Source organism: Trichlorobacter ammonificans, assembly GCF_933509905.1.
Classification (GTDB): Bacteria; Desulfobacterota; Desulfuromonadia; order Geobacterales; family Pseudopelobacteraceae; genus Trichlorobacter; species Trichlorobacter ammonificans.
Map to the genome: position 1 here is coordinate 485,903 of NZ_OW150024.1, position 25,067 is coordinate 510,969.

The 25,067-nt window shown below is 64.4% G+C and carries 23 protein-coding genes and 1 pseudogene; 10 read left to right on the forward strand and 14 right to left on the reverse strand.

Translation table 11 applies throughout. From position 1 onward, the window contains the following. Positions 1 to 73 precede the first annotated feature (73 nt). The 4 genes from RAK07_RS02065 to RAK07_RS02080 form a co-directional block, all read right to left on the reverse strand. A complete protein-coding gene (locus RAK07_RS02065) occupies positions 74 to 580 on the reverse strand; it encodes an NUDIX hydrolase (protein ID WP_305731201.1) in 507 nt (168 codons plus the stop codon). A gap of 7 nt (positions 581 to 587) precedes the next feature. Beyond that, the gene (locus tag RAK07_RS02070) at positions 588 to 1,148 is read right to left on the reverse strand and encodes a nitroreductase family protein (RefSeq protein WP_305731202.1); all 561 of its coding nucleotides are present in this window, start codon (positions 1,146 to 1,148) and stop codon (positions 588 to 590) included. A gap of 96 nt (positions 1,149 to 1,244) precedes the next feature. After that, the gene (locus RAK07_RS02075; RefSeq protein ID WP_305731203.1) at positions 1,245 to 3,149 is read right to left on the reverse strand and encodes a heavy metal translocating P-type ATPase; all 1,905 of its coding nucleotides are present in this window, start codon (positions 3,147 to 3,149) and stop codon (positions 1,245 to 1,247) included. Then, the gene (locus tag RAK07_RS02080) at positions 3,146 to 3,538 is read right to left on the reverse strand and encodes an ArsR/SmtB family transcription factor (protein ID WP_305731204.1); all 393 of its coding nucleotides are present in this window, start codon (positions 3,536 to 3,538) and stop codon (positions 3,146 to 3,148) included. The genes RAK07_RS02075 and RAK07_RS02080 overlap by 4 nt, the downstream gene beginning before the upstream one ends. A 130-nt stretch (positions 3,539 to 3,668) precedes the next feature. Between RAK07_RS02080 and RAK07_RS02085 the strand changes: the two genes are divergently transcribed. The 5 genes from RAK07_RS02085 (at position 3,669) to RAK07_RS02105 (ending at position 11,055) form a co-directional block, all read left to right on the forward strand. Further along, on the forward strand, positions 3,669 to 4,010 hold the full coding sequence (locus tag RAK07_RS02085) for a hypothetical protein (RefSeq protein ID WP_305731205.1): 342 nt from the start codon (positions 3,669 to 3,671) through the stop codon (positions 4,008 to 4,010). Between the two features lie 247 nt (positions 4,011 to 4,257). Continuing rightward, positions 4,258 to 5,574 (forward strand): TolC family protein, encoded by a 1,317-nt coding sequence (locus tag RAK07_RS02090; protein WP_305731206.1) that lies wholly within the window; start codon positions 4,258 to 4,260, stop codon positions 5,572 to 5,574. Then, a complete protein-coding gene (locus RAK07_RS02095; RefSeq protein WP_305731207.1) occupies positions 5,571 to 7,352 on the forward strand; it encodes an efflux RND transporter periplasmic adaptor subunit in 1,782 nt (593 codons plus the stop codon). The genes RAK07_RS02090 and RAK07_RS02095 overlap by 4 nt, the downstream gene beginning before the upstream one ends. Beyond that, positions 7,333 to 10,473, forward strand: a complete 3,141-nt coding sequence (locus tag RAK07_RS02100) for an efflux RND transporter permease subunit (protein WP_305731208.1) — start codon at positions 7,333 to 7,335, stop codon at positions 10,471 to 10,473. Before RAK07_RS02095 ends, RAK07_RS02100 begins: the two co-directional genes overlap by 20 nt. 3 nt (positions 10,474 to 10,476) lie before the next feature. Next, complete coding sequence (locus RAK07_RS02105; RefSeq protein ID WP_305731209.1) at positions 10,477 to 11,055, forward strand: hypothetical protein; 579 nt, start codon at positions 10,477 to 10,479, stop codon at positions 11,053 to 11,055. Between the two features lie 138 nt (positions 11,056 to 11,193). On the opposite strand, the gene RAK07_RS02110 is transcribed toward RAK07_RS02105, so the two are convergent. From RAK07_RS02110 to RAK07_RS02130, 5 genes and pseudogenes are all read right to left on the reverse strand, one after another. Further along, positions 11,194 to 11,865, reverse strand: coding sequence for an HAD-IA family hydrolase (locus tag RAK07_RS02110; RefSeq protein ID WP_305731210.1), 672 nt, complete (start codon positions 11,863 to 11,865; stop codon positions 11,194 to 11,196). A gap of 48 nt (positions 11,866 to 11,913) precedes the next feature. Then, positions 11,914 to 12,615, reverse strand: a complete 702-nt coding sequence (locus RAK07_RS02115; RefSeq protein WP_374215754.1) for an MFS transporter — start codon at positions 12,613 to 12,615, stop codon at positions 11,914 to 11,916. Positions 12,616 to 12,730: 115 nt separating this feature from the next. Next, positions 12,731 to 13,291 (reverse strand): annotated as a pseudogene (locus RAK07_RS14025) (MFS transporter); the annotation flags it as partial. After that, the gene (locus RAK07_RS02125; RefSeq protein ID WP_305731211.1) at positions 13,215 to 13,793 is read right to left on the reverse strand and encodes an acyl carrier protein phosphodiesterase; all 579 of its coding nucleotides are present in this window, start codon (positions 13,791 to 13,793) and stop codon (positions 13,215 to 13,217) included. The pseudogene RAK07_RS14025 and the gene RAK07_RS02125, both read right to left, overlap by 77 nt. Before the next feature lie 64 nt (positions 13,794 to 13,857). After that, positions 13,858 to 14,694 (reverse strand): SDR family oxidoreductase, encoded by an 837-nt coding sequence (locus tag RAK07_RS02130; protein WP_305731212.1) that lies wholly within the window; start codon positions 14,692 to 14,694, stop codon positions 13,858 to 13,860. Positions 14,695 to 15,041: 347 nt separating this feature from the next. On the opposite strand from RAK07_RS02130, the gene lexA reads away from it, so the two are divergent. The 5 genes from lexA (at position 15,042) to dinB (ending at position 18,580) form a co-directional block, all read left to right on the forward strand. Beyond that, positions 15,042 to 15,644 (forward strand): transcriptional repressor LexA, encoded by a 603-nt coding sequence (lexA, locus tag RAK07_RS02135; protein WP_305731213.1) that lies wholly within the window; start codon positions 15,042 to 15,044, stop codon positions 15,642 to 15,644. After that, a complete protein-coding gene (locus tag RAK07_RS02140; RefSeq protein ID WP_305731214.1) occupies positions 15,641 to 15,925 on the forward strand; it encodes a hypothetical protein in 285 nt (94 codons plus the stop codon). The genes lexA and RAK07_RS02140 overlap by 4 nt, the downstream gene beginning before the upstream one ends. Before the next feature lie 87 nt (positions 15,926 to 16,012). Further along, positions 16,013 to 16,591, forward strand: a complete 579-nt coding sequence (locus tag RAK07_RS02145; protein WP_305731215.1) for a GNAT family N-acetyltransferase — start codon at positions 16,013 to 16,015, stop codon at positions 16,589 to 16,591. Beyond that, entirely contained in the window at positions 16,588 to 17,319 is a 732-nt protein-coding gene (locus RAK07_RS02150) for a M48 family metallopeptidase (protein WP_305731216.1), read from the forward strand. The genes RAK07_RS02145 and RAK07_RS02150 overlap by 4 nt, the downstream gene beginning before the upstream one ends. A gap of 16 nt (positions 17,320 to 17,335) precedes the next feature. After that, entirely contained in the window at positions 17,336 to 18,580 is a 1,245-nt protein-coding gene (dinB, locus tag RAK07_RS02155) for a DNA polymerase IV (protein WP_305731217.1), read from the forward strand. A gap of 21 nt (positions 18,581 to 18,601) precedes the next feature. Here dinB and sfsA read toward each other — a convergent pair whose 3' ends face one another. The 5 genes from sfsA to cobM form a co-directional block, all read right to left on the reverse strand. Then, positions 18,602 to 19,297 (reverse strand): DNA/RNA nuclease SfsA, encoded by a 696-nt coding sequence (sfsA, locus tag RAK07_RS02160; protein WP_305731218.1) that lies wholly within the window; start codon positions 19,295 to 19,297, stop codon positions 18,602 to 18,604. 45 nt (positions 19,298 to 19,342) lie between these two features. Further along, entirely contained in the window at positions 19,343 to 21,955 is a 2,613-nt protein-coding gene (locus RAK07_RS02165; protein WP_305731219.1) for a putative bifunctional diguanylate cyclase/phosphodiesterase, read from the reverse strand. Between the two features lie 71 nt (positions 21,956 to 22,026). After that, positions 22,027 to 23,085: a 4-hydroxythreonine-4-phosphate dehydrogenase PdxA gene (gene pdxA / locus RAK07_RS02170; RefSeq protein WP_305731220.1), complete on the reverse strand. Its 1,059-nt coding sequence runs from the start codon at positions 23,083 to 23,085 to the stop codon at positions 22,027 to 22,029. Further along, complete coding sequence (locus tag RAK07_RS02175) at positions 23,082 to 24,146, reverse strand: cobalt-precorrin 5A hydrolase (protein WP_305731221.1); 1,065 nt, start codon at positions 24,144 to 24,146, stop codon at positions 23,082 to 23,084. Before RAK07_RS02175 ends, pdxA begins: the two co-directional genes overlap by 4 nt. A gap of 140 nt (positions 24,147 to 24,286) precedes the next feature. Then, positions 24,287 to 25,063, reverse strand: coding sequence for a precorrin-4 C(11)-methyltransferase (cobM, locus tag RAK07_RS02180; protein ID WP_305731222.1), 777 nt, complete (start codon positions 25,061 to 25,063; stop codon positions 24,287 to 24,289). Positions 25,064 to 25,067 lie beyond the last annotated feature (4 nt).

Here is a 25,067-nt window from a genome sequence, read left to right on the forward strand (position 1 = left end):
CTGGCCGATGAAACGACAGGGGCCGCCCCGTTGGCGGAGCGGCCCCTGTGTTGTGTGACGGCAACCGGTCGTCTCAGGACGTTTCCAGGTAGCGCCGCACCGCATGTTGCAGCGACGGAAACCCGATCCGCCCGAAGTCGATCGCATCGCGACTGAGCCACAGGACCGACTCCAGGTCGTCCCCCGCCGTGATGGCGGGCGGCGTGTCGAACCGCACCAGAAAGATCAGGTCCAGGGTGTCGTACTCGATGCCGCGATAGAGGTAGCGGTTCGGGAAGGAGAACAGGTAGTGCGGGTTCGGAACGTCGATCTGCAGTTCCTCCCGCAACTCCCGCCGCAACGCCTCTTCCGCTGTTTCATCCGGGTCGACGAATCCCCCCGGCAGATCGAGCATCCCCCGTGCCGGTTCGTGCTTGCGGACACCGAAGAGCAGCCTGCCCCGGCATTCGATGATAACGGCCACGGCGGCGGCGACGTTCAGGTACAGCAGAAACCCGCAGTCGTCACAGGAAAACTGCTTGCGCGACGGCCAGGAGAGCCGAACGCCGCCGCACTGCGGGCAACGTGTTATTGCCGGCACCACCGGCTTACTGCCGCCAGGTCCCGTAGTGGACGAACTCCTCCAGCGGCTTGCGGGGCGGACCGCCTTTCAGTTCACCGGCGGGGTAGCCCAGGGGGAAGAGTCCCACTACCTTGAGAGCGGCCGGTATCCCCAGCAGGGCTTTCACCTGCTCCTCGTCGTACACCCCCACGAAGACGGTGCCCAGCCCCTGGTCGTGGGCCGCCAGCATCAGGTTCTGCGTGGCGATTCCCAGATCGGCCATGTAGTAGGGCTGGTCGTGCAGCGCACCGGACTTGGCCGGATCCGCGCAGGCCACGATCACCACCGGCGCCTGGGCGATCCCCTTCTGGGCCGGGTTGGATTTGTAGCCGTAGGCGGCAAAGAACGACTCAACAAAGGAGAGCTCGCTGAGCTTCTCCCGCACTGCCGGATCGGTCACCACCACCAGGCTCCAGCACTGCAGGTTGGACCATGACGGCGCCCGGCGGACCGCCTCCAGCACCGCGGTCAGCTTTGCCGGCTCAACCGGTTGTTCCGAAAACCTGCGCACGCTCTGTCGTGTTCTGATCGCTTCCAGTGTCTCCATGGCATCCTCCTTTTTACCTCGGTTTTCAGGAACCGCACTATACCGGGGTTGCTCAAAAATAGCCAGATCGCTGCACCCGCGAAGCACAGGCGCTTGCTAGCGTCGCAGCAGGCGCAGGCCGTTGCCCACCACCAGCAGGCTGGTGCCCATATCGGCGAACACCGCCATCCACATGGTGGCATGCCCCGTCACCGCCAGCAGCAGGAATGCCCCCTTGATGCCCAGGGCCAGGGTCACGTTCTGGCGCAGCAGCCGCACCGTGGCGCGGGAGAGCCGGATGAAGACCGGAATTTTGCGCAGGTCGTCATCCATCAGCGCCACATCGGCGGTATCGATGGCCGTATCGGACCCGGCGGCCCCCATGGCGAATCCGATGTGGGCCCGGGCCAGTGCCGGCGCGTCGTTGATGCCGTCCCCCACCATCCCCACCGGGCCGTCGGCTCCGAGCCGTTCGATGACGCGCAGCTTGTCCTCCGGCAGCAGTTCCCCCTCTACCCGGTCGATGCCGGCCTGGAGGGCGATACTGCGGGCGATCTCGACGCTGTCGCCGCTGAGGATCACGGTGTTGACTCCCAGGGAGTGCAGGTCGGCAACGGCCTCGCGGCTGGTTTCCCGCAAGGTGTCGGCCACGGCGAACAGCGCCAGGGCACCGTGCTCGCCGGCCAGGAACACCACGGAATTTCCCGTTGCCACGAGCTCGTCGCGGCGCAGTGCCAGTGCCGGTGTCGCACACCCCAGATCCTGCAGCAACCGGTAATTGCCCAAGTGGTACAGGGAGCCGTTGCTCAGCCCCCGTACCCCCCGGCCGGGCAAGGCGGTAAACGCCTCGATCTCCGGCAGGGGCGCCACGACGCTGCCGTTGTCCCCGGCAACCGCACGGGAGACCGGATGGTCGGAACGGGCCGCCAGTGCGGCGGCCAAGCTGCGGCAGCGTTCCGGATCGGCGTCAGCCCAGGGGATGAAGGCGGTCTGTACCGGCTCGCCATGGGTCAGGGTGCCGGTCTTGTCCAAGGCCAGCCAACGTAATGAACGGCCAGCTTCAAGGTACGCCCCCCCCTTGATCAGGATGCCGTGACGGGCTGCGGCCGCCAGACCGCTGACGATGGTGACCGGCGTGGAAATGACCAGGGCGCAGGGGCAGGCGATCACCAGCAGCACCAGGGCACGGTAGATCCACTCCCCCCAGGGAGCGCCGCCGGCCAGGGGCGGCAGCAGGGCCACGGCCAACGCCACGGCGAATACGGCCGGGGTATAGCGGTGGGCAAACCGGTCCACCAGGCGCTGGATCGGGGCGCGGCCGGCCTGGGCCCCTTCCACGGCCCGGATGATGCGAGCCAGGGTGGAGTGGTCCGCCGGGGCCGTGGTCCGGAACTCCAGCTCCCCCTCCTGGTTGATGGTGCCGGCAAAGAGTCGGTCGCCGGCTGATTTTTCCACCGGCAGGCTCTCGCCGGTGATCGGTGCCTGATTCACGCTGGAGCAGCCGGACAGTACGATACCGTCCAGGGGAACCCGCTCCCCCGGCCTCAGGCGTACCCGACTCCCCACGGCCACCCCCCGGGCTGCCGCCTCCTGCCAGCTTCCGTCCGGCTGCTGCACCGTGGCCTGCTCCGGCGCCAGGGCGAGCAGTCGGTGCACCGCCCGGCGGGCACGATCCAGGGCCCGTTCCTCCAGGCGCTCGGCCAGGGTGAACAGGATCATCACCATGGCCGCCTCCGGCCACTGCCCGATGGCCAGGGCGCCGGTCACGGCGAGGGACATGAGAGCGTTCATGTTAAGGTCGGCCCGACAGAGCGCCCGCCACCCCTTCCGGAAGGTGTCCAGGCCGCCGAGGGCGATGGCGCAGAGCGCCAGCAACAGCCCGGCCCGGTGGTAGTCGCCGGGGAGCCAGTGCGCGCCTTCCGCGGACAGCGCCAATGCCCCGGCCAGACCAAGGCGCCACCAGGGCACCGGCCGGCCGCCATCACCGCCGCCGCAACAGCTGTCCGCGCAACAACCGCTCATGGCCGTACCTCCCTGCGCTCCTTTGCCGGAAGGAGACACTCCCTGATATGGTCTACCCCGGCCTGCAGCAGGTTGCGCACATGGGCGTCATCCAGGGTGTAGTAGACGATCTTGCCGGACTTGCGGAACCTGACCACCTGCATGCTGCGCAGAAGGCGCAACTGGTGGGAAACCGCCGAGATGCTGGCCCCCAGCAGGGCCGCGATATCGCAGACACAAAGTTCCTCCAGGGACAGCGCCTGGATGATCCGCACCCTGGTGGGGTCCCCCAGCAGCCGGAAGGTCTCGGCCAGACGCACGGTTGCCTCTGCGGAGAGCAGGTGCGGCGCAACGGCATTGATCTTTTCTTGGTCGATGCAGCTCACATCGCAGCAATAATCGCTTGACACGGGCGACTCCTGAAAACTACATTTGAGCAATCATTCAAATGAAGGGTAGCTGATTCCGCTTTGTCATGCAAGAGCACGGAACGCGTTTTGCGCTTTACAGTTCCACCGGATCTTTATTATAAGCTAGGTCATGCTTCGTCTCGTCACCGCCATCATACTGCTGGTCAGCCTGCTGACCACCACCGTCTGCATCGGTGCGGACAGCAGTGCCGCAACCGCGGCCGCGGGGTCGGACTGCTGCCCGGTTGTCGTTTCCGGCGGCCAGGACAGTCACCACCCCTGCAGTACCGACGGCGGCAGCTCCCACGGCGCCCACTGCTGCGACATTCACACCCATCCGCAGGGCGTCACCGGCCCCCTGCCGACGCTGTCCCATCCCCCCCAGGAGTCACCGCAGCGTACCGCGGTGGTCCCGCACCTGGTTCCCCAGGATTTTTCACGCATTCCCTTCATACCGCCTCGAACCGTCTGATCAACACCCCGTTTCTCCCCGCTGCTCACAACTGAATACTGAGGAACTCGGAATGTGCCGATGCGCCGGTTTTTACGCTGGTACATCCCTACTGCTACTTTGTCGCATTCTGTTTCCCCTTCCCTAACCCTCCCCCGCTGGGGGAGGGAATGACTGCTCCTCCCCCCAGTGGGGTGCGGTTGGGAGGGGGGAAGCAACCGGCGAACTAATGTGACAAAGTAGCCTTACTTACCCAAGGAGTACGACCATGCGATTGTTTCTTGTCGTAAGCGTCGCCGTTCTCTGGGCCCTGCCGTCCTTTGCGCTGGAGTCTTCCGCTCCCGCAACAACGCCGCTTGCATTGGCGGATGCCGTGACGCTGGCCCTGAAGCAGAACCGCGAGCTTGCCGCAGCACGTGAAGAACTGGCCGGTCTGACAACAGCCGCCGGATATGCCGGTACCCTGCCCAATCCGGTGCTGGAACTGGAAGGGAAAACCGGGGCTTTGACCAACAGTCCCGATGAAAAGGGGTTTGGGATATCCCTGGCCCAGGAGATTCCGCTGATGCCGGTCGGCGCGCGGCGCATGGCCGTGGCGCAGGCAGAGGCGGACGTTGCCCAAGCCCGATTGAAGGGGCAGGAACGCGAACTGGCTGACCAGGTACGCCGGGCCTGGCTGGAGGCGGCGCTGTCGCAGAAACGGCTGCTCCTGCTCCGGGAACAGCAGGCGATTGCGGCAACGCTGCTGGAGATGGCAACCATCCGCTTCAAGGAGGGAGACATCCCGGAATTTGAACTGCAGCTTGCCGGTCTTGATCAGCGCAGGAGCAGCCTGCGCCATGAGGAAGCCGTTGCAGCCGCCGCCTCGCACAGCAGGCGGCTTGCCGGGCTTCTGGGGCTTGACGGACCGGGCAGCCTGCCGCCGCTTGCCGACCTGCCGGAGGTCCGGGCGATTGCCGGAACCGACGAGTCACTGATTGCCAACGCCCTGGAACAACGCCCGGATCTGGCCGCTCTCCGGCACGAACTGCGCCGGGAGGATGCCGCCCTGTCGCTGGCCCGGGCCGAGGCGGTGCCGTCGCTGACCGTGGCGCTGTCCTACAGCAACGAACGCTCGACCCAGAACGCCTATGAGCTGAGCGGCGCAGCCCTGACCGCGGGTAAGGAGCGCACGAACGACCATATCCTGGGGCTCAAGCTGTCAATGCCGCTGCCGCTTTTCTCCCACAACCAGGCTGAACGGATAAAGGCCGCAGCCCGGTCCAATGCTGCCCGCCAGCGCCTGGAAGCCGGCCGCCGCGCTGCTGAAAGCGAGCTGCGCGAACTGCTGGCGCAGCATCAGTTGGCCCGCAGGGCCCTGGAACTGCACCGCAGCGCCCTGGGGCCGACGGCCCGCGAAAACCTGAAGATTCAACAGGAGGCGTTTCATCTGGGAGAGATCGGCATGCAGCAGGTGCTGGACGAAAAACGGCGGCTCGCCGAACAGCAGGAGGCTGAGCTGAACGCCCTGCAGACGGCAGTTGAGACCTACGTTCGATTGGAAAACGCGGTTGGCGTTTCAGTAACACCGGGAGGAAAACCATGAGGCAGTTGAGCAGACTCTTTTTCATACTGATGATGACGGTGGCTGTTGGCTGTTCCAGCAGCGCGGACAAGCACGCCAAAGCACCAGCAGCGGCCGACGAGCCGGTACAGGTGACGGCCTGGACAGCCAAAAGCGAACTGTTCATGGAGTACGCCCCGCTGCAGCCGGGCAAAAAAAGCAGGTTTCTGATCCACCTGACCCGGCTTGTTGATGGAAAACCGGTCACCGAGGGGCCGCTCAAGCTGGAACTGCATCCTGCAACAGGCCAGCCGTTGACGTTCAGTGTGCCCGCGCCGGTGCGTCCCGGTATCTTCGAGGCAGAGCTGAGCGTACCGGAAGCAGGTGTGTACGCCCTGGAAGCAGTGCTGGAAGGGAAGACGTTCAGCGACCGGATCACCGTGTCCGGCATCCGGGCCGGAGCGCCTGCCCCGGCGCAGACAGTCAAAAAGGAAGAGCATACCGAACACGCCAAACCGGAAAAGCATGACGATCATGCCCCTGCCGGGAAGAATAAGCACAGCAAGGCAGAGAAACATGACGACCATGACCATGCTGACACAAAGAAGCATGGCAAGCCGGAACAGCATGATGACCATGACCATGGGGAGAAGAACAAACCTGCCGTGGTGCAAAAACATGACGATCACGATGATCATGATGACCACGGCCATGACGGCGAGCACGATCATCATGCCCCTGCCCAGGTGAGCGGTGACGGCAGCGGCAGCATCTCCCTGTCGAAAGTACAGCAGTGGAGCCTTGATATCCTGATGCGTCAGCCGGAGAAGAAAAAACTGGCCGGACAGATCATTGCCAGCGGCGAGCTGGTGGCGGCGGCCGATGGTGAAGCCACGGTGGCTGCGCCGCTGTCCGGCCTGCTGTCCGTTACCAGGCCGCTGCCCTATCTGGGCAAGCGGGTGGCCAAGGGGGAGGTGATCGCCCTGATTGAACCGCCGATACGGCCCGATGGCGGGGCCGGTCAGCTTTCAGCAGCCCACGCCGAGGCCCGTAACCGGGTCACCCTGGCCCGGCAGGAGCATGAACGGGCCCAGCGGCTGTATGACGCCAAGATCGCCCCCCGCAAGCGGGTGGAGGAGGCGGCCGCCGCCCTGGACAACGCCAAGGCGGCCCTTGCGCCGCTGGAGCGTTCGGCAGCGCTGCTCGGCGGCGACGGCGCAGGCCGTCTGGCCGTGCGCGCGCCGGTCAGCGGCACCGTGGTGGAACTGTTTTCCGGCACCGGCAAGGGGATTGAGGCGGGCCAGCCGATTGCGCGCATCGTCAATACCGCCACCCTCTGGCTGAAGACCAGCCTGCCCGCCATTGACGCCGGTCGCCTGCCCCGTCAACCGGTTGCCGGTTTTACGGTGGCCGGACAGGAGGGCAGCTTCAAGGCCGGCCGCCTGGTCTCGGTGAGCGGCATGCTTGATCCCCAGAGCCGCACCCTGCCGGTGATCTTCAGCGTTCCCAACCCCGATGCCCGTCTGAAGGTGGGTATGTTTGCCACGGTAGCGGTTTCCACCGGTTCCGTCACTGAATCTCTGGTGCTGCCGGCAGAGGCGCTGACCGAGGACGAGGGGCGCTACTTCGTGTTCCTGCAGACCGCAGGTGAGCGTTTTACCCGCCGGGAAGTGCAGACCGGCGCACGCCGGGACGGCCTGGTCCAGATCGTCAAAGGGCTGCGCGAGCATGACCGCGTGGTGGTGAAAGGCAGCTACTATGTAAAGCAGGCCGTTTCAACAGGCGCGAAGGAGGATCCCCATGCCGGACACGCCCACTAGCAGTTCCCTGCTGGATAAACTGATCCGGCTGGCCCTGGAAAACCGGCTGGTGGTGGTGATCGCCATGGTGCTGGTGCTGGCCGTCGGCACCGTAACCGCCATGAAGATGCCGGTGGATGTCCTGCCGGACCTGACCGCCCCCACCGTAACCATCCTGACCGAAGCCAAAGGGATGGCCCCGGAAGAGGTGGAGACGCTGCTCACCTACCCGATTGAAAGTAACTTAAACGGCGCCACCGGCGTGCGGCGGGTCCGCTCGGTCTCCATGCCGGGGCTCTCCACGGTCTGGGTGGAGTTCACCTGGGGCACCGACATCTACCGCGCCCGGCAGGTGGTGAATGAAAAGCTGCAACTGGTTTCCGGCAGCCTGCCCGCCGGGACCGTGCCGACCCTGGCGCCGATCTCCTCCATCATGGGGGAGATCATGTATCTCGCCGTGGCCAGCGACAGCCACAGCCTGATGGAGGTGAAGGAGCAGGCTGAGTTTGTGGTCAGGAAACGGTTGATGGCCACCACCGGCGTTGCCCAGGTGGTGACGGTGGGGGGCGAGACCAAGCAGTATCAGGTGGAGATCGACCCCTTGCGGCTACAGGCCTTCGGCGTGACCGTGGGCCAGGTGACCGGCGCGCTGAAGGGCAGCAACGAGAACTTTGCCGCCGGTGTGATCAAACAGCAGCACCAGGACTACCTGGTGCGGGGCATGGGACGGTTCCGCTCCGTGGCCGACATCGAGCAGACCGTGGTGCAGAGCAAAGACGGGCTGCCGGTGCTGGTGCGCGACGTGGCCACCGTGACTACCCGCGCGGCCTTCCGGGTGGGGGACGCCTCGGCCAACGGCAAACCTGCGGTGGTCATCTCGGTGCAGAAACATCCCGACGCCAACACCCTGGAGCTGACCGGGCGGATCAAGCAGCAGCTTGCCGATATTCAGAAAACATTGCCCCCGGGGATGCGGATCGAAAGCGACCTGTTCCAGCAGGCCGACTTCATCACGCGGGCCATTGCCAACATCAAGCGGGTGCTGCTGGAAGGGGCCCTGCTGGTGGTGGTGATCCTGTTCCTGTTCCTGGGCAACCTGCGCACCACCATGATCTCGCTGGTGGCCATGCCGGTGTCGCTTCTGTGCGGGATCTTTGCGCTGAAGCTGTTCGGCGGCTCCATCAACACCATGACCCTGGGCGGCATGGCCATTGCCATCGGCGTGATCGTGGATGACGCCATCATCGACGTGGAAAACGTCTACCGCCGCCTGCGGGAAAACGCCGCCCTGCCGGAGGGGGAGCGCCGCCCTGCCCGGCTGGTGATCTTCGAGGCCTCCCGCGAGATCCGTTCCTCCATTGTCAACGCCACCCTGATCATCCTGGTGGTATTCCTGCCGCTCTTCTTCCTGTCCGGGGTGGAGGGACGCCTGTTGCAGCCGCTGGGGATCTCCTACATGGTCTCCATCGGCGCCTCGCTGCTGGTGGCCCTGACCGTGACCCCGGCGCTCTGCTCCTACCTGCTGTCAAAGAGCGGCTATCTGGCCGAGCATGGCGACAGCCGCACCATGCTGTGGCTCCTGTCCCGCTACCGGCCGCTGCTGGAGCAGCTGCTCAACCACCCCCGCCGGGTCATGGCCGGGGCGGCAATCACCTTTGTGCTGGCCCTGGGGCTGCTCTTCCTGACCGGGCGTTCATTTCTTCCCGCCTTCAACGAGGGGGCGCTGACGGTGATGGTGGTCACCGGCCCCGGCACCTCGCTGGAAAAGTCGTCGGAGATCGCCAGCAAGATAGAAACGCTGATGCTGACCCATCCGGCGGTGAAAAAGACCTCGCGCCGCACCGGCCGGGGAGAGCAGGACGAACACGGCAAGTTTCCCAACGCCAGCGAGATCGAGGTCAGCCTCGATATGGACGGCAGGCGGCTCGGCACCGTAATGAGCGAACTGCGTGCGCTTACGGCGGTGATCCCCGGCGTCTCCATCACCTTCGGCCAGCCGATCGGCCACCGCATCGACCACATGCTCTCCGGCACCATGGCCAACCTGGCCATCAAGATTTACGGCCCGGAGCTGTCGCTGCTCAAGCAGGCGGCCGATCAGATCAAGGCGGAAATCGAGGGCATTCCCGGCCTGGCTGACCTGTCGGTGGACCAGCAGGCCGATATTCCGCAACTGCGCATCATTCCCCGCCGCGAAGAGCTGGCCCGTTACAACCTGACCATGGCCGGCGTTGCGGAAGGGATGGAGGTGGCCACAGCCGGACAGGTGGTCTCGCGCACCCTGGAAGGGGACCGCGGCTTTGACGTGGTGGTCCGCTTCCCGGCCTCCGCGGGCCGGGACACGGCGGCCATCGGCCAGATCCTGCTGGATACCCCCACCGGCCGGAAGGTGCCGCTGGCGGCAGTGGCCGATATTGTTTCCGGCAAAGGCCCCAACAGCATCAGCCGCGAAAACGTGCAGCGCAAGGTGGTGGTGCAGGCCAACACGGCCGGTCGCGACCTGCGCGCCGTCTACCAGGATGTGCGCAACCGGATCGACACGCTCACGCTGCCGCCGGGCTATTTCGTGGAGTACGGCGGCCAGTTTGAGAGCGAAGCCGGGGCCACCCGCACGATCGGCCTGCTCAGCATCGTCTCCATCAGCCTGATCCTGCTGATTCTGTACCTGGAGTTCAGATCGTTCCGGGCCGCCTCCCTGGTGATGGTCAACCTGCCGCTGGCCTTCATCGGCGGCATCGTGGCGGTGGTGCTGACCGACCGGGTGATCAGCGTCGCCTCGCTGGTGGGCTTCATCACCCTCTTCGGCATTGCCACCCGCAACGGCATCCTGCTGGTCTCCCACTACCGCTACCTGATGGAGACCGAAGGGCTGGCGCTGCGCGAGGCCGTGGTCAAGGGGTCGCTGGAACGGCTGCGACCGGTGACGATGACCGCCCTGGCCGCCGGTCTGGCCCTGGTCCCCTTTGCCATTGCCGCCCACAAACCGGGCAACGAGATCCTCTCGCCCCTGGCGGTGGTCATCCTGGGCGGACTGGTCAGCGCCACCATCCTGAACATGCTGGTGCTGCCGGTCCTCTACCTGCGCTTCGGCGCTCAACACAGCAACCTGAGTTTGGGCTTAGAATCTGAAAAGGAGCAATAAATCATGAAAAGAATCATCATACTCGTGGCAGCGGTGGCCCTGTTTTCCGGCTGCGCTTCCACTGAAACCATCAAACGGCTGGAAACGCAAAGCGGGCACGGCATGTACACCGCGCTTGCCGACACGCAGGCACCGGCGCCGGCAGGGTACGGCGACTTGCAGCTCAGCCTCAGCCTCAAGACGAGAAACCCCGGCAGCGTCCTGATGGACACCACCGATTACGGTACCGAGCGCTACAGCCTGCTGGTGGGGATCAGCGGACAGACCCTGCGACTGACCGGCGCCAGAACCCCGGAAAGCGGCGACTACCACGGCAGCAGCGATCCCGAAGCAGGGAACGGTGTGCGTTATCACTTCACCGCGACCCTGCGACTGCCGGTGGGCAGCCACCGTATCACCGTTGCCTTGCCGGGCGACGGCGTGGTGCTCGAACACGATGTGACCGTGCACCACGGCATGAACCGGCTGGAGCTGAAGCCGGTCTATGGCATGAAGAGCAGCTATACGCTGCTGGGATTCCGGGGAGAGCGCACCTATTACGAAGGAGTGACGGCACTGGTCGTGAGCGGCCAGTCCGATTAGACGGCATGCTGCCACGGCCGCCCGGGGAACAGCGCGGGCGGCCGTGGCAGCATGCGGGTATGGTGGCGTGCAGTGTCCGCCGGTCGAAAACGTGTCGAAGCGGCTGACGGGACACGACACGGTACCCTGGGCCGAAAGCTAGAAGGGAAGCGGCAGCAGTGCCTCCAGCGAATCGATCCGGCTGTCGGCCAGCTCCATCTCCCACGGCTCGCCAAAGCCGAAGGTGCAGGCGATGGACCTCACCCCGGCAGCGCGGGCGGCATCGAAGTCATTACTGCTGTCGCCGATCATCACCGCGGCAGGGGCCACGACTCCGGCCTGCTCCATGGCCAGCAGCAGCGGGTCCGGCCACGGTTTGCACTGCGCCACCGCATCCCCCCCCAGAACCGTGCCGAACCAGTCGGCAACCTCCAGGACGTCCAGCAACTGCCGGCAGAGCACGGTGGGCTTGTTGGACACCACGGCCAGGAAAACACCGGCATCCCGCAGGGCGGCCAGCAGGGGCAGGACACCGGGGTACAGCCGGGAATGCACGGCGATGTTGGCGCCGTTGTGCTCAAGAAAAAGGTCGAGCCCCCGGTCCAGGTCATCGGCCCGCTCCGGCAGGGTCCTGCCCACCAGATTGCGGGCTCCCTTGCCGATGCACTGGCGGACGGTTTCCGTAGCAAGCGGCGGCAGGCCGAAGCTGCTACGCATGAAGTTCACCGAAGCGGCAAGGTCGGCAAGGGAATCCACCAGGGTGCCGTCAAGGTCGAACATGACCAGTGAAGGGGCGGTCATCACGCCCCAGGGATTTTGTGTCGTATCCATTGTCTGCGACTCCATGTCATCTGACGGTCAGTCCCGCCGACGGCGGGGTCAGGGGGAAGCTTCCGCGCCGCATTCGCGCAACAGCGGCTGCGGCTTCCGGGCAACAACGGCGGCAACCGTCCCGGCCACGGCGCAGCCCGCCATGGTCAGCGCCATCGGCAGACCGGTGCCGTTGTGGAACATCCCCACGCAGGCCCCGGCCGTGGCCCCCAGCGTGTACTGGATCGTTCCCAGCAGCGCGGAGGCGCTTCCGGCCATGGAGCCGAAGGGCGCCAGGGCAAGGGCCGTCACGTTGGGGTAGAGCAGCCCGGTGGTGCAGAGGCAGATGAACAGCAGCACCAGCTGGGCCGGGAACCCGCCGAGGCCGCTTGCAATGGCCAGGGCCAGGAGCAGGGCGCTCATCAGGTTGATGCCGAAGGCGATGCCCATGAGCAGTTCGGACGGATAGCGGCGCAGCAGGCGGCGGTTCAGCTGCGAGGCACCGATCAGCCCGAAGGCGTTGAGGCCGAACAGAATGCCGAACTGTTGGGGAGAAACCCCGTGCAGTTCGATGAACAGCTGCGGAGCACCGGAAATGTAGGAAAAGTTGATCCCGGCAACCGCCCCCAGGGCGAGCGCATGGGCGCAGTACCGGCGGTTGCGGAGCAGGAAGCGGTAGCCCGCGGCCATATCCCGCAGCCGGTGCCGGATACGCCGCTCCTCGGGCAGTGATTCGGGCAGCCAGACCAGCGTTGCCAGGAGCGACAGCATACCGAACAGCCCTAAAACGGCGAAAATGCCCCGCCAGCCGGTGATCAGCAGCAGTTGACCGCCCGCCAGGGGGGGCGAGGATCGGCGCGGCCCCCATCACCAGCATGAGCAGCGAGAACATCCGGGCCGCCTCGGCCGTATCGTACAGATCGCGGACCACGGCGCGGGAGATGACGATGCTGGCGCCGCCCCCCAGCGCCATGGCTACCCGCCAGAACAGCAATCCCTCGCCGGTGCGGACCAGGGCGCAGCCGATGGTGGCGATGCAGTACACCGCCAGCCCGAACACGAGCGGCCGCTTCCGGCCCCAGCGGTCGGCCAGCGGCCCGTACAGCAGCTGGCCGATGGCGGAACCGAACAGAAAGGCGGAAACCGACAGCTGCACCGTCCCGAGGGGCACGGCAAGGTCCTGGGCGATCTGGGGAAATGCCGGCAGATACATATCGATGGACATGGCGTTGAAGGCGGTCAGCGCCCCCAGGACCAAGACCAGCTTTACCATGCCGATCTGGTGCGGCACGGCGGGGAACCTTCCGGCAGAATAGAGGGAAGTGACCGGTTTCTCTGGGGGGACAGACGGCATCCTGGGTCGGACCGGCTTACTCCGCAAGGTAGTCCCCCGCAAAGGCGAACAGGTCGGCAGCCAGTACCGAAAATTCGTCGTGCAGCGCCCCATGGTGACGGCGCAGCTCCCGTTCGCCCCCCTTCAACGGATTGGGGCGGGAGAGGCGGGCGGACATCCGGGCCAGGGCACCGCCGATCCCCTCGATGGTGCCGTAGGAGGGGAGCAGCTCCTCGAAGATGGTGGGCACCAGTCGGCGCATCTCCGGCGGCAGGTCGTACAGGTGGCGGTCGATAATGCCGCGGGTTCTGGCCAGGTAGGCCGGCAGCGGCTCCGGGGACCAGCGTTGCCAGTCGTTGGCCAGGAAGTAGTCGCAGAAGAGATCCAGCATGATGCCGCGATACCGGCCGTACTCCGCCGCCAGCAGCTGCCTGCTGCGGCGAAAGGCCGGGTGTGTGTCGGCGTGGGAGTCGATTCTGCGGTGCAGCGCCACCCCCAGCCGGACCCGCTCCGGAAAACGCTCCTCCAGGGGACCCTTGACGAAATCACCCATGAAGTTGCCCACCAGCACCTGTTCGTCCGCCCCGGAGAGGAGCATGTGGAAGAGGAAGTTCACGGGCGCAGCCGTCCTCCGGATGCCACGGCAGATTGAGCCGGAGAAGATGATGCCATGCCTGCTTTCATGCCGGAATCATTGCCGCAAACTGTTTTTCAACCTGTTTGGCGTTCTTCGCCAGCTGTTCATGGACCCCTTGGGACATGGGGTCGGGAAAAATATCCTCAGCATCGCGTTCCAGTCCCGTCAGAATTGCGGAGGCAACCTGGACCGGCGTTGCTTTGGGCATTTCCTGGCCGGCCGTCATTTTCGTATCCACCGGGCCGGGGTAAACTCCGACAACCCTGATGCCGCGAGGAGCCAGCTCGGCCCGCATCCCTTGCAGCAGGGAGTGCCCAGCCGCCTTTGAAGCGCAGTAGGTGCCGTTGACCGGCAGGTTGACCAGGCCGATGATAGAGCAGACGTTCACGATCGTCCCGCTGCCCTTGGCTTCCAGGAGAGGAGCGAATGCCCGGCACATGGCCAGCGTGCCAAAGAAGTTGACTTCCATCTCCTCGCGGGCAGCCTCCAGGCCAGCACGGCCCAAGAGCGATACACAGCGGTTGATGCCGGCATTGTTGATCAGCAGGTTCACATCCACGCATTGTTCAGCGGCTGCTGCCACACTGGCAGCAGAGGTAATATCCAGCGGGACAGCAACGATTCTTTCAGGATTGAATTGCACCAGTTCCTGGACAGCTGCGACGGTTCGCGCTGCCGCGTAAATTTTGGCAGCCCCTTTCTCCAGCAGCGCCTTGACCAGGGCGCTGCCGACGCCTCCGTTTGCGCCGGTCACCAAAACGGTTTTTGCTTTGAGATTCATAGGCACCCTTTCCAATTGTGGTACGCTGCAGCGCGTCAGTGACGCATATCGTATGCCGATCATCAATGCCCCAAATAAATGAGTGGCCAGGGCATTCATCGTTTCGACCGAAGCGGTCGGGCTTCCCGTGCTCCCTTGCACACCTGAAGATGTTCAGTGAACGGGAGACGTGACTTCTACACGGTAGCAGCCTCCAGGGTAAATTGCAAGCTACTGAAATGATTGTCAATGTGTTGTGAGAGGGGCGGCGAGCACCCACAAGGGCACGGGGGCGCACCGTGCGGCGGGAGCGGTCGGCCGTTGAGCCGCTCCCAGCTGGGCTCCCCGGTCATTGCACGCGTTCGTGCCCCAACAGGCACTGCATCCCGACTTGACAGTTTGTGCCTACCCCTTGTATGGTGATCATGCAATAACCTATATCACCCGATCACCATGCGGAGCCGCCCATGCCCCCTCTCACCGACCGCCAGCAACAGGTCCTGAGCTTTATCACCTCCTACATCGACACCAACGGCTATCCCCCTTCCCAGCGGGAGATCGCCAGCCATCTGGGGGTCAGCGGCAATCCGGCCGTCATGAAGCACCTTGATGCGCTTGAGAAAAAAGGGTTCATCCGGCGCGACTCCAATTCCCGCTCCATTGCCGTGACCAGCTCCCGGACCGGGACGGTGTCGCTGCCGATCGTCGGCACCGTCCGGGCCGGAGAACTCACCCTGGCGGTGGAGGATATCCAGGGCTACCTCGCAATCGACCGGATGCATCAGCACGGCGGCACGTTCCTGCTGCGGGTCACGGGCGACTCCATGATCAATGCCGCCATCTGCGACGGCGACCTTGCCCTGGTTCGGCCCCAATCCACGGCGGAGAACCGTGATATCGTGGTGGCCATGGTGGAGGGGGAAGCAACCCTGAAGGAATTCCACCGGGAGCAGGGTGCGATCCGGCTGCAGCCCAAACATCCCACCATGGCTCCCATCATCATTCAGGAAGGAAGCGGCGAGGTCGCCATCATCGGCAAGGTGGTGGGGATCTTCCGCAGCATGGCATGACCGTGGAACAGGTCAGGGAACCGATACGGGTGGCGGTGATCTTTGGCCCGGGCAGAACCATCACGCCGGTCTGGTTCGAGTGGCGCCGCCGCAAGCACGCCATCAGCCAGACCACCTACACCTGGTCGGACACGGTGGGGGAGACAACCCGGCTGCACTTCTCCGTCTCCGATGGCGAAGCGCTGTATGAACTGGTCTACAGCACCGCCGACCAGAGCTGGAACCTGCTCAACCTTGCCGCGGATCAGACCGAGCATGATCTCCGCTACGAAAGCCCCTAGCCAGGCGCGGCCGCTACCGCACCGCTCATTGCGGAACTGCCGCAGACGCGGCCGGGACACGCAACGGACCAAGCTGCTGGAGTCGACATGACCATCCTCACACTTGACAGCACGAGCATACGCGCACACCGCGACGATCTGGCAGGCCTGCGCCTGACCATCTTCCGGGAGTACCCCTACCTCTACGACGGCCGGCTTGAGGACGAACGGCACTATCTCTCCCACTATGCCGATCATGGCAGCGTCCTGGCGGCCCTGGACGGTGGGACGATCGTTGGCGCCATCACCGGCATGCCGCTCGATCGTGAACCGCCGGACTTCACCCGGCCGTTCCGGAATGCCGGTCGCGATCCTGCGCAGTACTATTACATTGGTGAGCTGCTGCTGCAGGCGCCCTACCGGGGCAGTGGCCTGGGCTCCCGCATGCTTGCACAGTTCGAGCAGCAGATCAGGCAGGCCGCAAGGTTTACCCAGGCCTGCTGCGCAACGGTTGTGCGCCCTGATGATCATCCCCTCAGGCCGGCCGGGTTCCGGCCGGTTGAACCGTTCTGCCGCCGTCACGGCTACGCGCCGGTACCGGGAGCAGTGGTCCAGGTTGCCTGGCGGCAGCTTGACGGCACCAGACCACGCAACAGCTTGCAGTACTGGGAAAAGACGCTCCCATGACCAGCCCCGCCAGACTGATGGATATCAACGGCATCACGGTTGAGCTGGTACGCAAGCCGATCAAGAATCTGCATATCAGGCTCTACCCGCCGGACGGCAGCAGGGTGCTGGTTTCGGCCCCCAAACGCATGAGCCTGGCCGCTGTCCGTCAGGCTGTGGTCGACAGCCTGGACTGGATTCGGAAACACCAGCAGAAACTGTCCACCCGGCCGCAGCCACCGCCACCAAGCTATGGCACCGGTGACCCCCACTATTTCCTCGGCTCCTGTCTCCGCCTCGCGGTGCACCTTCACCACGGCCGCCCGGCGGTTGTTCAGCGGCATGGCACTCTGGAGCTGCGCGTCCCCCCCGACACGCCGGTGGCGTATCGGGCGTCACTGCTGAACGAGTGGTATCGCAGCCAGTTGAAGGCCATGATTCCGGACCTTCTGGCACAATGGCAGCAGATCGTCGGCGTCCAGGTCGCGGCCTGGGGAGTCAAGCGGATGAAGACCAGATGGGGGACCTGCAACCCCAGGGCCCGCCGTATCTGGCTGAATCTGGAGTTGGCCAAGCGGCCGCTGCACTGTCTGGAGTACGTTATCGTGCATGAACTGGTGCATCTGCTGGAGCAGTCTCATAATGCCCGCTTCACCGGCTTCATGGACCGGTTCATGCCGTTGTGGCGGCAGCACCGAGAGGAGTTGCGCCAGCCCCAGCACGGGCAGTCCTGCGAATGGGATGCGTAGTATCGAGATGCCGGCGATGGAATCAAGAGTAATCATCCACCTGGATATGAATGCCTTCTTTGCCTCCGTGGAGCAGCAGGCCAACCCTGAACTGCGGGGCAAGCCGATTGCCGTGGTGGGGGCAGCCCACCGCACCGTCATTACCACCGCCTCCTACGAGGCACGGGCCTTTGGCGTCAAGACCGGCATGGCCATCTGGGAGGGTAAACGGGCCTGTCCGGAGCTGATCATCGTCAGGGGCGACAACAAGAAGTACACCTCCACCTCACGGCAGATCATCGCCATACTGTGGGAATACACCCCCCTGGTGGAGGTCTTCTCCATTGATGAGGCGTTTATGGATGTGACCAACTCCAGGGCGCTCTTTGGTCCTGCCGAGACCATTGCCTACCAGATCAAGGCACGCATCAGGCATCAGTTCGGCCTGACCTGTTCCATCGGCATCGCCCCCAACAAGCTGCTGGCCAAGCTGGCCAGCGACCTGCAGAAACCGGACGGCCTCACCGTCATCCCCCCGGATAGGGTGGGCGAAGTGCTGGAACGGATGCCGGTGGGAGGGCTGTGCGGCGTGGGCAAGAAACTGCAGAAGCAGTTGCTGTTGTACTGCAACGTCAGGACCTGCGGTGAGCTGGGGAGGTGTGACGGGGAACTGCTTGTCAAGCGGTTCGGCAGCATCGGCAGCGAACTGAAGAGGATGGGACAGGGGATCGATGACCGTCCGGTTGTGCCGGTGGAGGAAGAAGAGCAGGTCAAGAGCGTCGGCCACTCCATGACCCTGCCCAGGGATATCGACGACCGGGAGCAGATACTGAAAAGACTGCTCCAGCTTTCAGAGATGGTGGGCAGGCGGGCACGGAAGCACGGGTTGGCCGGCAAGACCGTCAGCGTCTCCGTCCGGCTGGGTGACTTCTACAGCAACGTCCAGAAACAGACCTCCCTTCCGAATCATATCAACCTGAGCGACGACATCTACCGGACGGCGGTCGGGCTGTTCGACGGGATGAAGATCGACCAGCCGATCCGGCTTGTGGGCATCAGCCTCTCAAACCTGCGGGCAGGGGAAGACAGCCAGCCCTCCCTGTTCGGGGGCACCAGCAGGAAAGAACACCTGACTGCGGCCATGGATGCGCTCAACAACCGGCTGGGAGGGTTCACGGTCACCTTCGGCAGCCTGCTCGACGCAGGGGAACCGGGCAGTCAGGTCATCAGTCCGGCTTGGCGACCAAAGGGGGTGCGCAATGTCTTTTTTCAGAACACCTGAATTCGAATACTCAGCAGCGCCTCAGAGCACCACCGGCAACCGCTCGGTCAGCCTGATCTGCTGTGGCGTCACCTCCGCCCGGTAGGCCAGGGCCTCAACGCCGTTTTGTACCGCCTCCCGCAGCAGGCGGCCGTAAGCGGGGTCAATGGCGTCGGCCGGCGCCACCAGGGTACCGTCTCCCCGTTGCACGGTAAAAAAGATCACCGCCCGGTGCCCGTGGGTCACCATCTCCATCAGTTCCCGCAGATGTTTCTGCCCCCGTTCGGTCACCGCGTCCGGAAACAGGGCGCGGCCCTCCTCCACCAGGGTCACGTTCTTTACCTCAACGTAGCAGCGGCCGCGCTCCCCTTCCAGCAGCAGGTCGATCCGGCTGCGTTCACGACCGTAGGTCACTTCCCGTCGGAGTTTTCCGTATCCCTGCAGTTCCTGCACCGTTCCGTCGAGAATGGCCTCTTCGGCCAGCCGGTTGGGCAGCATGGTGTTCAACCCCACCCAGAAGCCGTTGACCTGCACCAGTTCCCAGGTATGGGCCAGCTTGCGGGCGGGATTGGCGCTCAGGGAAAGGAAAACCGGGCTGCCGGGATGGTTGCACCCTTTCATGCTGCCGGAGTTGGGGCAGTGAGCAGTGACCACGCTGCCGTCAGCCAGTTCGATGTCGGCGAGGAAACGTTGGTAGCGGCGGACCAGACGGCCCGGTATCAGCGGAGGAAGGAGCATCGTTGTTGTTCGTCCGTGGGGTGGCGTTGCGGCACGGTGGTGCCGTCAGGTGAGCTTGCGGATCGTGCCCACCGGCAGCAGGTCGGGCGAGGGGGGGCCCAGGTGGTAGCCCTGGCCGAAATCGATCTCCAGCTCGCTGATGGCCCGGAACAGTTCTTCGTTCTCGATGTATTCGGCGATGGTTTGAATACCGAACTCGCGGGCCAGCACGGCCAGGGTCTTGACGAAGGCGTAGTCCTTGCCGTCGTCCAGCATCTCCCGGATGAAGTCGCCGTCGATCTTGACGAAGTCGATGGGCAGGCGTCGCACGTACTGGAAAGAGGAAAAACCGGCGCCGAAATCGTCGATGGCGAATTTGAACCCCTCCAGTTTCAGCACGGTCACGAAGGTCTCCAGCAGGCTGACGTTGCGCACGGTCTCCCGCTCGGTCAGCTCGAAGACGATCCGGTCGTGGGCGATGCCGTAGGTGTGGGAGAGGCGGATCACCGTGGGGATGAACTCCTGCATGATCAGGGAGCGGGGGGAGAGGTTGATGAAGATCATCCCCTGATACGTGTCGGCCTGCATCCGGGCGAACAGCTTCTCCATCAGAATGCAGTCCAGTTTGCAGACGATTCCGAGACGCTCCGCTGTTTCGATAAAGTCACCCGCCGGCATGATCTCCCCCTCCACCTCGATCCGGCAGAGCAGCTCATGGCAAAGAATTTCGCCGGTGGCCGTGGAGACGATCGGCTGGAAGTACGGAATGACCCGTTTTTCCTCGATGGTCTTGATCAGCAGCTTGGACAGTTCGCTGCTGCGCTTGAAGACGTGCACCACATCCTCGTCGGTGGGAACCAGCACCCGGTTCTTGCCGCCGGCCTTGGCCTTGTAGGTCATGTTGTCGGCAAACATGAACAGGTCTTTTTCGTTGTCGGCATGGGTCGGGTAGACCGCCATGCCGATGGAGGCGGTGCCCCGCACCGGCGTCCCGTCCGGTGCCGGCACCACCAGGGCTTCCAGGGCGTCCTTGATCCTGGTGGCCACCAGGTAGACCTGTTCCTCGTCCGCTTCCGGCAGCACCACCGAGAACTCGTCACCGCCGTAACGGGCCAGGATATCTCCCTTGCGCAGGGCGCCGTGGATGACGTCGGCCACCTGCACCAGGAATTTGTCGCCGAAGATATGGCCGTAGGTGTCGTTGACCTGCTTGAAGTTGTCCAGATCGATCACCAGCAGGCCGAAGTGGTAGCGGTGGCGGGCAGCCCGCGATATCTCGTACCCCAGCAGTTCCCAGAAAATACGCTGGTTGAACAGGTTGGTCAGGGGATCGCGGGTGGCGTAGTACTCCAGCTCGCGGGTGTATTTGTAGATCGCCTTGATGGAGCCCACCACGTTGAGCAGGGTGGTCAGGATACTGTCGATCACCAGGCAGCGGATCGGGTCCTCCGCTATCCGGGTCTGGACGCCGATCCCCACCACGCCGCCGATACGCGGGTTTTTGAGCAACAGCGACTTGGTCTGCATGTCGATTTCCGTTGCATCGAGCTGCAGCAGGTCGCCGCGCAGGTCGGCAACGGTATGGACGATGCTGAGCGACGAATGGACGGCAAGCTCGCTCATCTCACGGTTGATCCGGCTGCGGACCGTCTGTTCCATCAGGGTGGAGGTTTCCGGCGAAGGGGATGACTTCCAGAAGATCTCAATGTCGTACAGCTCCTCATCCACCTGGAAGACGCAGAAGAGGGTGTAGACCGGCATCACCTTGTTCAGCTCCAGCAGCAGAAAGCAGACCCGCTCCTTCCAGTCCTTGACCGAATCGCTGGTGATGATGAAGCGCTCCAGCACCCGGATCTCGAACTCCAGCATCTCCTTGCCCACGGCTACGGACCTGATTCGGGCGATCAAATCTCCCATCTCGGCGAAGAGCCGGTCAAACTCCCACAACCCCACCCGCTGATCGGTCATGTTCAGACTGGTCAGGTCATCCATCCGGTTGATGGCGGTGATCTTGTCGCGCAGCAACTCAAAGGCAGAACTGACGTGGCGGTTGATCCGCCGGGAGAGAAACCAAGCCATCAGGAGCGGCATCGGGGAAAGCAGCAGAAAAACGCCGCATACCTGCCTGAAAGCGGCGGCGTGGGAAGCGGAGAGGTTGGATGAGACCTTGAGCACCGCCAGTACGGAGCCCTCAGTGACGGAATTGTGACAGCCCAGGCACTTCTTTTCCGCCACCAGGGGAGTGTACATCAGCAGGGCCCCACCACCGAACTCCTTCATGGCGGCACCGCTGGAAAACACCTTGAGCACCTGGGCTTCGGTGGTCCGGGGGCGGTCAGGATCAACGGACTGCCAGGCCAGCTGTTCGTTACGGTAGAGGCTGATGGTGGTGGTGGTGGGCAGGGAACCACGGTACCGCTCCAGCATCTCGTGGAGTTGGGGGCCGTTCCAGCCCTTCTGCATCAACTCCTGGAGAATACCGAATGACTGGCGGGAAACGGAGGCGGTGAATTCGGAGGTGGTCTGCTCTTCCTGGTAAAGGTAGAAAATGACGCTGATGCCCACCACCACCAGAAAGGTGACGGCCGAGACGATCAGGCAGGAAATAGCGACAAATGCGCGTATGGAGGCGCTTCGGGAGAGTCCGGACAGTGAAAGGGGGCGGTGCGGAAGTTTCAAGGTTCCTACCCTTCGAAAAAACAGGTGTACCGGAACGGCGCAACCGGTCTCAGACTGCTGTCGCGGTAAATCTAGGGGACAAACGTGTGGCTGTCAACCGTAATACCACGGCAGCCGGGACGATCCTCGCGGCTGCCGACCAAGCGGGCGGCGGCGCGGATGGCCGCCTTCATGCTGGCGGCCGACGCCCGGCCGCTGCCGGCCAGATTGTAGGCGGTGCCGTGATCCACCGAGGTGCGAATGATCGGCAGCCCCAGGGTCAGGTTGATGCCGTCGTCGAAATGCAGCATTTTCAGGGGGATCAGCCCCTGGTCGTGGTACATGGCCACCACGGCATCCCAGGGGGGGGGCGTTTTGGCGGCGAAATAGAAGAACGTATCGGCGGAGAACGGCCCTTCTACCCGCAGCCCCTCCGCCTGGGCCGCCTGAATGGCCGGCATGATGATCCGTTCTTCTTCGTCGCCGAACATTCCCCCCTCGCCGCAGTGGGGGTTAAGCGAGAGCACGGCGATACGCGGGGTGCCGGTGCCGCAGAGCGGCGCAACGCCGGTCGCGGTCACCCGGATGGTTTTCAGCACCTGCTCGAACGTAATCATGCCCGGCACGTCGGCCAGGGCCTCGTGGATGGTCACCAGCGAGACCCGCAGGATGTCGCCGGCCAGCATCATTACGTAATCGTCACAACGGCACAGCTCCGCCAGCAGTTCGGTATGGCCGTGGTAGGTGTGGCCGGCGCGGTTCATCGCCTCCTTGCTGATCGGCGCGGTGGCCACGGCTGCCGCCTCGCCGGCGAGACAGAGTTCGGTGGCCCGGCGGATGTAGCGGTAGACTGCGTCGCCGGCCCGCTCCGACGGCGCGCCGTAGGCCATGTCCGCCGCTTCCAGCCGGGAGAGCGCCAAAAGGGGCAGCGTCTCCGCCTCCAGGTTTCGCGCCTGCTTCGGCTCCTCGACCTCGACGATGGTCAGTCCGGAGCCGCAGACCGTCACGGCCCGCTCCATGGCCAACCGGTCTCCCAGCACCAGCAGGTCCGACTGCTCCCGCAGTGACGGGTCTTCCAGCGCTTTCACGATGATTTCAGGTCCGACCCCCGAGGGATCCCCCATGGTGATGAGGATGAGCGGTTTGGTCATGGTGCCTGCCCTCCCAGTTCCGCCACCGCCAGGGTGACGTTGTCCGACTTGACCTTTTTCAACAGCAGCCGGTCGTTGCCCGAGGCCAGCAGGGCCGCCGGTTCGGCCACGCCGATGGCGCCGATGGCCGCCAGGGCATGCTCGGAAGGGGGCGAAGGGGGACGCACCCGGTTCAGTTCCTCGCTTTCGAAACAGATCAGCGGAGCGCCGAGCCGCCGGGCGAACTCCACCAGCCCCGCTTCCTCCCGTTTGGCAGCGGCCGTGGCCACCATGCCGACACTGCGGGGAGAGAGAAAGAGCCGCTTCAGGTGGCTCAGCACAAAGGCCTCGATCTCGTCGGCGGGGGTGGCACTGTTGCAGCCGATCCCCAGTACCAGGTTGCGGGGACGCAGGATCAGCAGATTCTGCGGCATGGTCTGGGGGGGGAGTTGACGATTGGTGACGAAGAGAAACCCCTGGGCGTCGGATTTGACGGCATGGGCAAAGGTGCCGTAGAAGGAGAGGCGGCCGGTGCCGTGAAACCAGGTGCGGACCCGTTCGGTGGGGTCCACCACGGCGATCGGCTGGTTGTCCACGAGCAGGCTGTTCAGCAGCCTGACCCCGGCAAGGTCGTCAATCTCCCACCCCTGTTCCTTGGCCAGCAGATCGAAGGAGGGGAGATCGTTGACATCGGTGGCGGTGGTGATCACCGGCCGGGCCCCCACCAGCCAGGCGCTGCGCCGGGCCAGTTCATTGGCCCCCCCGAGATGGCCGGACAGAAGGGATATGGCAAACCTGCCGGCATCGTCCAGCACCACCACCGCCGGGTCGCGGTCCTTGGATTCCAGCAGCGGTGCAACCATCCGTACCACGATGCCGCAGGCCATGATGCAGACCAGATCGCTGCGCTCCTGCCAGAGGGTGGTCAGCAGCTGGCGCAGGTCGTCGAAGGGACGGGCCGTCTTGCCGGCAGCACCGTGGAACTTGCGCAGTACGTACAGGGTGCAGTCCGGCAGCCCGCCGACCAGACGCGCCCCCAGTTGGGCGCCGTTGCGGGTTATGGCGATGACGGCGGTGGACATGTTACCTCGATTTCAACTCACGGCGATATCTTCGTTGGCTCGTTTTCGTCTCCTCGACGTGCTGCCGTGTACGCCTGCGTCGCCGAATTCCTCGCCGCCTTGATCTCATCCGTGCTTTGAAATCGAGGACAAGCGACGGTTTAAGCGCGGCAGCCGTGGCTGAAGCTCTCGTCGTAGAGCAGCGAGCGGGCCTTCATCCCCTTGGTGCGGGCGGCAAGGGCTTCCCCCACCAGGATCACGGCCTGCTTGCTGATGCCGGCGGCCCGGACCTTGTGGGCGATGTCGGCCAGGGTTCCCTCGATGACCAGCTCGTCGGGCCAGCTGGCCCGGGACACCACCGCCACCGGCGTGGTTTCGTGGTAGCCGCCGCCGGCCAGGAGCTCCGTCACCATGGTATCGATCATCCCCACCGAGAGGTAGAGGGCCAGGGTGGCACCGTGGGCCGCCAGGCGCCGCAACGCCTCCCGCTCCGGCACCGGGGTGCGTCCTTCCATGCGGGTGATGATCACGGTCTGGGATACTTCCGGCATGGTCAGTTCCTGGCGCAGGGTGGCGGCGGCGGCAAAGGCGCTGGTCACCCCCGGCACGACCCGGTACTCGATCCCCAGGCGGTCCAGGGCCGTCATCTGCTCCTGGATGGCGCCGTAGATGGAAGGGTCGCCGGTGTGCAGCCGCACCACCTGTTTTCCGGCGGCAACGGCATCCAGCATGATGGTGATGATCTCCGTGAGGGCCATGCCGGCGGAGTCGAACAGCTCGGCATCGACGGCGTAGGTCCGCACCAGCTCCCGGTCCACCAGGCTGCCGGCATAGAGGACCAGGTCGGCCTCCTTGAGCAGGGTGGCGCCCCGTACGGTGATCAGGTCAACGGCGCCCGGTCCGGCGCCGACAAAGGTTATGGTTCCCTGGCTGTTCATGGAG

Coding starts and splice junctions, on each gene's coding strand:
- RAK07_RS02070 (WP_305731202.1), bottom strand. CDS start 1,148: ATGGAGACACTGGAAGCGATCAGAACACGACAGAGCGTGCGCAGGTTT.
- RAK07_RS02075 (WP_305731203.1), bottom strand. CDS start 3,149: ATGAGCGGTTGTTGCGCGGACAGCTGTTGCGGCGGCGGTGATGGCGGC.
- RAK07_RS02085 (WP_305731205.1), top strand. CDS start 3,669: ATGCTTCGTCTCGTCACCGCCATCATACTGCTGGTCAGCCTGCTGACC.
- RAK07_RS02090 (WP_305731206.1), top strand. CDS start 4,258: ATGCGATTGTTTCTTGTCGTAAGCGTCGCCGTTCTCTGGGCCCTGCCG.
- RAK07_RS02095 (WP_305731207.1), top strand. CDS start 5,571: ATGAGGCAGTTGAGCAGACTCTTTTTCATACTGATGATGACGGTGGCT.
- RAK07_RS02100 (WP_305731208.1), top strand. CDS start 7,333: ATGCCGGACACGCCCACTAGCAGTTCCCTGCTGGATAAACTGATCCGG.
- RAK07_RS02105 (WP_305731209.1), top strand. CDS start 10,477: ATGAAAAGAATCATCATACTCGTGGCAGCGGTGGCCCTGTTTTCCGGC.
- RAK07_RS02110 (WP_305731210.1), bottom strand. CDS start 11,865: ATGGATACGACACAAAATCCCTGGGGCGTGATGACCGCCCCTTCACTG.
- RAK07_RS02115 (WP_374215754.1), bottom strand. CDS start 12,615: ATGCTGTCGCTCCTGGCAACGCTGGTCTGGCTGCCCGAATCACTGCCC.
- RAK07_RS02130 (WP_305731212.1), bottom strand. CDS start 14,694: ATGAATGCCCTGGCCACTCATTTATTTGGGGCATTGATGATCGGCATA.
- lexA (WP_305731213.1), top strand. CDS start 15,042: ATGCCCCCTCTCACCGACCGCCAGCAACAGGTCCTGAGCTTTATCACC.
- RAK07_RS02140 (WP_305731214.1), top strand. CDS start 15,641: ATGACCGTGGAACAGGTCAGGGAACCGATACGGGTGGCGGTGATCTTT.
- RAK07_RS02145 (WP_305731215.1), top strand. CDS start 16,013: ATGACCATCCTCACACTTGACAGCACGAGCATACGCGCACACCGCGAC.
- RAK07_RS02150 (WP_305731216.1), top strand. CDS start 16,588: ATGACCAGCCCCGCCAGACTGATGGATATCAACGGCATCACGGTTGAG.
- dinB (WP_305731217.1), top strand. CDS start 17,336: ATGGAATCAAGAGTAATCATCCACCTGGATATGAATGCCTTCTTTGCC.
- sfsA (WP_305731218.1), bottom strand. CDS start 19,297: ATGCTCCTTCCTCCGCTGATACCGGGCCGTCTGGTCCGCCGCTACCAA.
- pdxA (WP_305731220.1), bottom strand. CDS start 23,085: ATGACCAAACCGCTCATCCTCATCACCATGGGGGATCCCTCGGGGGTC.
- RAK07_RS02175 (WP_305731221.1), bottom strand. CDS start 24,146: ATGTCCACCGCCGTCATCGCCATAACCCGCAACGGCGCCCAACTGGGG.
- cobM (WP_305731222.1), bottom strand. CDS start 25,063: ATGAACAGCCAGGGAACCATAACCTTTGTCGGCGCCGGACCGGGCGCC.